The following is a 4,766-nucleotide window of genomic DNA, read 5'->3' as shown; positions in this document are numbered from 1 at the left end:
GCGTCAGCTGCCCGAGCCCGGCCGGCAGCAGCGCGCCGAGGTCGACCGCCTCCTCCATCTCGTGCTGGTACGGCGCCACTTCGCCGCCCTCCGCGGAGGCGCCGACCCAGACCCCGAAGAGCTGGGCGACCTTCTCCTCGACGGTCATGGCGGCGATCAGGGACCGCACGCGGGTGCCGATGTCGTGTGCGGGGTCGTTCCACACGGGGGTGGCCGTGTCCGGGGCGTCCGCCCGGGGTGTCTCTACTGCCACGTTCGCGGTCACTTTCCTCCGACGCCCATGAGGCCCTGGACCAGGGCCCGCCGGGCGAACAGGTAGACGAGCAGGACGGGAATCATCGACAGGACCACGGCGGCCAGCAGCCCGGGCGCGTCGATCCCGCGCTCGGTCTTGAAGTTGTAGAGGCCGAGCGTGATGACCTTGGAGCTGTCGGACTGGGTCAGGACCAGCGGGAAGAGGAAGCCGTTCCACGCCTGGAGGGCGGAGAAGACCACGATGGTGGAGAGCCCGCCCCGGGAGAGCGGGAGGACCAGTTGGAAGAACACCCGCCGGGGGGTGGCGCCGTCCATGGCCATGGCCTCGAACAGCTCCCTGGAGATGTCCCGCATGGTGCCGCTGAGGATCAGTGCGGAGACCGGCAGGCAGAACGCGGCCGTGGGCAGGATGACGCCGACGAGGTTGTCGTAGAGCCCGGCCTCGCTGATCAGGTAGAACATCGGGACGATCACGGCCTGCAGGGGGATGGCCAGGCCGAGCAGGAAGAGCCGGAAGACGCCGGTGGTCACCCGGCCGCGGCTGCGGACGATGGCGTACGACAGCGGCGGCACCAGCAGCAGCACGATGCCGACGACGCAGACGGTGACCAGCAGGGTGTTGAGGAAGTACCGGCCGAAGCCGGTGTCGAAGGCGCCGGTGTAGTTGTCGAGGGTGAAGTCGTCGGGGAGGGCCAGCGGGCCGTCCTGGGCGAACTCCGACTGGCTCTTCAGGGTCGCCGAGACCATCACGTACAGCGGCAGCCCGATGAGGAAGAGCCAGACCAGCGAGCCCGCGCCGGCGAGATGGTTGGGACGCCGCCTCATCACAGGCCCTCCGTGGTGCTGCGCATCTTGTCGTAGCCGGACAGCCGCACCATGACCAGCGAGATGAGCGTCGCCGCCAGCACCAGCACGAGCGCGATGGCCGCGCCGGCGCCGTAGTCGAAGCTCCGGAAGGCGCGTTCGTACATGTAGTACGCGCTGATGGTGGTGTCGGTCCCCGGGCCGCCCTGGGTGAGGATCAGGACGGTCTCGAAGGTGGTGAGCCCGCCGACGACCATGAGGATCATCGAGGTGATCATCGCGTTGCGCAGCTGCGGCAGCGTGATGTGGAAGAACTGCCGGTAGCGCCCGGCGCCGTCGACCTCCGCCGCCTGGTACAGCACGGGCGGCACGGCCCGTGCCGCGCCCTGGTAGATCAGCGTGTGGAACGGGGTGAACTGCCAGGTGCTGACGAAGGCGAGGACCCCGATCGCGGACGCCTGCTCGCCGTAGAGGTTGCCGTCGCCGAAGAGCCAGGTGGCTTCGGCGGGCACCCCGAAGTTCGGGTCCAGCAGCGCGCCCCAGACGACCGCCACCGCGGTGGCGGACAGCAGCAGCGGGACGAAGTAGATCGCCGAGAGCACCGCGCGGTTCTTCTGGTTGCCGGCCGCCCATACGCCGAGCAGGATGCTCAGCGGGGTCTGGATGGCCACGCCGAGCCCGGTGAGCAGCAGGCTCAGCCAGATGCTCTTGATCATCACGGGGTCGTCGAGGACCCGCCGCCAGTTGTCGAGGCCGGTGAACTCCGGGTCGCCGATGCCGTCCCAGCTCATGAAGGACAGCACCACGACCATGAGCAGCGGTACGACGGCGAAGGCGGCGAAGAACAGCGTGGCGGGGGCCGCCCAGAGGAATCCCGGGCGGCCCACGCCGGCCACGTTCGCGGTCCGCGTCCGGGCCCGCCGCCGCCGCTCGGGCGGGGCGGCGGGGCGGACGCGCGTCATCTGTGTGGTCATGGGTCGTCAGGAGGTCGGCAGGGCCTGCATGGCCGAGATGAAGCCGTCCGCGTCGAGCCCTCCGTTGAAGAACTGCTGGACGGCCTTGTGCATGTCGGTGGCGGCGGACTGCGGGTACGCCTGGTCCCAGGAGAGCTGGAAGTGCGGCGCCTCGGCGACCAGGTCGTACTGGTACGTCGAGTACTCGGGGCTGGCCGCCTGGTCGAGGAAGTCCGCGGTGTTGGTCGTGGTCGGCAGGTTGCCGATGGACAGCTGGTCCTTCACGAACGTGTCGGAGTACATGAGCTTGAGGAACTCCGCGATGGCCTCGGGGTGTTCGGCCTTCTTCATCACCGAGTAGTAGTTGTTGGTGTTGCCCGCGAGGTTCGCCGGGTCCCCCTTGCCGCCGTCGACGGCGGGGAAGGCGCTGTAGCCGAGGTCCTCGGCGGCGAACTCCTCGTTCAGGCTCTGCTGGGTGGAGTAGTACCAGGAGCCCATCAGCTCGAAGCCGGCCTTGCCGGAGGCGACGAGCTGGGCCGAGCCGTTGTTGGTGAACTTCACCGAGTCGTACGTGTCCCCGAACGCGCCCGCGTCGACGAGTTCGCGGATCATGCCGAGCGCCTTGCGGCTGTCCTCGCTCTCCCACGCCTCCTTGTCGCCGTCCAGCGCCTGCTGGAACAGCTCGGGTCCGGCGATGCGGTCGTAGAGGTACTGGAACCACATCTGGGTGGGCCACATGTCGCCGCCGCCGAGCGCGATCGGGGTGACGCCGGCGTCCTTGAGCTCCTCCACCGCGGCCAGCAGGTCGTCCCAGGTCTCGGGCGGCTGCACGCCGGCCTCGTCCAGCACCTTCTTGTTGTGGAAGAGCAGCACGGGCTGCGTGCCGCGCATCGGGATGCCGTACGCCTTGCCGTCCACGACGGAGGCGTCGAAGACCGAGGGCAGGAAGTTGTCCTTCAGGCCCGGGTCCTTCTTGACGAAGTCGTCGAGCGGCAGCAGGAGGTCCGCGTCGACGAACGGCTTGATGCTGCCGCCGCCCCAGTGGAAGAAGACGTCGGGGGCCTGCGGGGTGCTGATGATCGTCTGCAGCTTCTGCTGGTAGTCGGCGCCCGGGATGGTGTCCAGACGGGCCTTGACCTCGGACGTCTTGTTGAACTCGGCGACGAGCTTCTTCTCCACCTCGTTGGTGGCGTCGCCGTAGACGAGGACGGTGAACTCGTTCTCGCCGGAAGCCGATCCGCCGTCGTCACCGCAGCCCGCCAGGGTCAGGGCGAGCCCCAGCGCCACGCCGCCGGCGAGTATGCGGGGCATCCGCCTTCGAGTCTTCATACGTATGCCTCTCGAAAATTTCGTCCCGATCACCGAAAGTCGATGTAGGGCTGGACAGTAGGCGAGCCACCGCAGACGGTCAACGGGGCGGCGGCCGCGCGACCAAACCGTTACCGCTGACCGTGCCTTATCCTTCGAACCATGCGTGAAGACGACGACGTGGACGGCCGTGTAACCCTGGCCGAGGTAGCGACTCAGGCCGGGGTGTCCCTCTCGACGGTTTCGAAAGTTCTCAACGGACGATCGGACGTCTCTCGGCCCACGCGCTCGAAAGTCGAGCAGCTGCTGGAGACGCACGGCTACCGGCGGCGGGCCCAGGCCGCCCCGCAGGCGCCGCTCATCGAGCTGGTCTTCCACGAGCTGGAGAGCGTCTGGGCGATGGAGCTGATCCGCGGCGTGGAGAACGTCGCCAAGCAGAACCACGCGAGCGTCGTCCTCACCGAGAGCGGTACGCGGCACGCGCCGGACCCCGACTGGATCGAGGGCGTCCTCAGGCGCCGCCCGCTGGGCGTGGTGCTGGTCTTCTCCACCCTGCCCGACCGGGTGAAGAAGCAACTGCGCTCGCGCGCCATCCCGTTCGTCATCGTCGACCCCGCCGGCGACCCCGAGCCCGACGTGCCCTCCGTCGGCTCCGCCAACTGGTCCGGCGGCATGGCCGCCACCCGCCATCTCATCGAGCGCGGCCACCGGCGGATCGCCATCATCACCGGCCCCGAGGACATGATGTGCTCCCTCGCCCGGCTCGACGGCTTCCGCTCGGCGATGGCCATGGCGGGCCTGGACGTCGACCCGGCCCAGGTCCGCTTCGGCGACTTCCACGTCCAGGGCGGCTTCGACCACGCGATGGAGCTGCTCGACGGCCCCGGCCGGCCCACCGCCGTGTTCGCCGGCAGCGACCTGCAGGCCCTCGGGGTCCTGGAGGCGGCGCGGCTGAAAGGGCTGAGCGTGCCGGACGAGCTGTCGGTCGTCGGCTACGACGACGTGCCGCTGGCCCAGTGGTCCAGCCCCGCGCTCACCACGGTCCACCAGCCGCTGCGGCAGATGGCGGAGGAGGCGGCGCAGATGCTGCTGCGCCCGCGCGAGCCCGGCAAGGGGGCGCTGCGGATGGAGCTGGCCACCCGGCTGGTGGTCCGGCAGAGCACGGCGCCGCCCGCGGCCGGGGCGTAGGGTACGGCTCTTCGCCGCGGGGCCCGCCGACGTGCCGTACGCCGTCCGGGATCCCGCACCTCCGCCGTGCCGCTCCGACCGGCAACCTCCCGCCGTCCGGCGGCAACCCAGGGCCGGAGCGTGCCGCCGCAGGGCGGTGCGCATCCCCCCACCCGCACACGTACCGGACGGAGAGCAGCACATGCGCACCCACAGGAGGAAGCCCCGTACCACCCTCGTCGTCGCCACCGCGACGGTCACCGCCGCCGCCACCGCCGC

The 4,766-nt window shown here is 69.9% G+C and carries 4 protein-coding genes and 1 pseudogene; 1 reads left to right on the top strand and 4 read right to left on the bottom strand.

What is annotated here, in order from left to right; translation table 11 throughout:
- The 4 genes and pseudogenes from H5J30_RS18010 to H5J30_RS17995 all read right to left on the bottom strand — a co-directional run.
- Positions 1-265: pseudogene (locus H5J30_RS18010) on the bottom strand (glycosyl hydrolase); the annotation flags it as partial.
- A complete protein-coding gene (locus H5J30_RS18005) occupies positions 262-1,080 on the bottom strand; it encodes a carbohydrate ABC transporter permease (protein ID WP_181788442.1) in 819 nt (272 codons plus the stop codon). The gene H5J30_RS18005 and the pseudogene H5J30_RS18010, both read right to left, overlap by 4 nt.
- Positions 1,080-2,033, bottom strand: a complete 954-nt coding sequence (locus H5J30_RS18000; RefSeq protein WP_181788441.1) for a carbohydrate ABC transporter permease — start codon at positions 2,031-2,033, stop codon at positions 1,080-1,082. Before H5J30_RS18000 ends, H5J30_RS18005 begins: the two co-directional genes overlap by 1 nt.
- Positions 2,034-2,039: 6 nt before the next feature.
- Entirely contained in the window at positions 2,040-3,341 is a 1,302-nt protein-coding gene (locus H5J30_RS17995) for an ABC transporter substrate-binding protein (RefSeq protein WP_181788440.1), read from the bottom strand.
- A 141-nt stretch (positions 3,342-3,482) separates the two neighbouring features.
- Between H5J30_RS17995 and H5J30_RS17990 the strand changes: the two genes are divergently transcribed.
- Positions 3,483-4,508 carry a LacI family DNA-binding transcriptional regulator gene (locus H5J30_RS17990; protein WP_181788439.1) on the top strand — a complete coding sequence of 342 codons (1,026 nt, stop codon included), beginning with the start codon at positions 3,483-3,485 and terminating at the stop codon, positions 4,506-4,508.
- Positions 4,509-4,766 lie beyond the last annotated feature (258 nt).

The organism is Streptomyces phytophilus (genome assembly GCF_013870535.1).
Classification (GTDB): Bacteria; Actinomycetota; Actinomycetes; order Streptomycetales; family Streptomycetaceae; genus Streptomyces; species Streptomyces phytophilus.
Note: the sequence above shows the minus strand (reverse complement) of the source record. Positions and strands in the feature narration are given on the sequence as shown.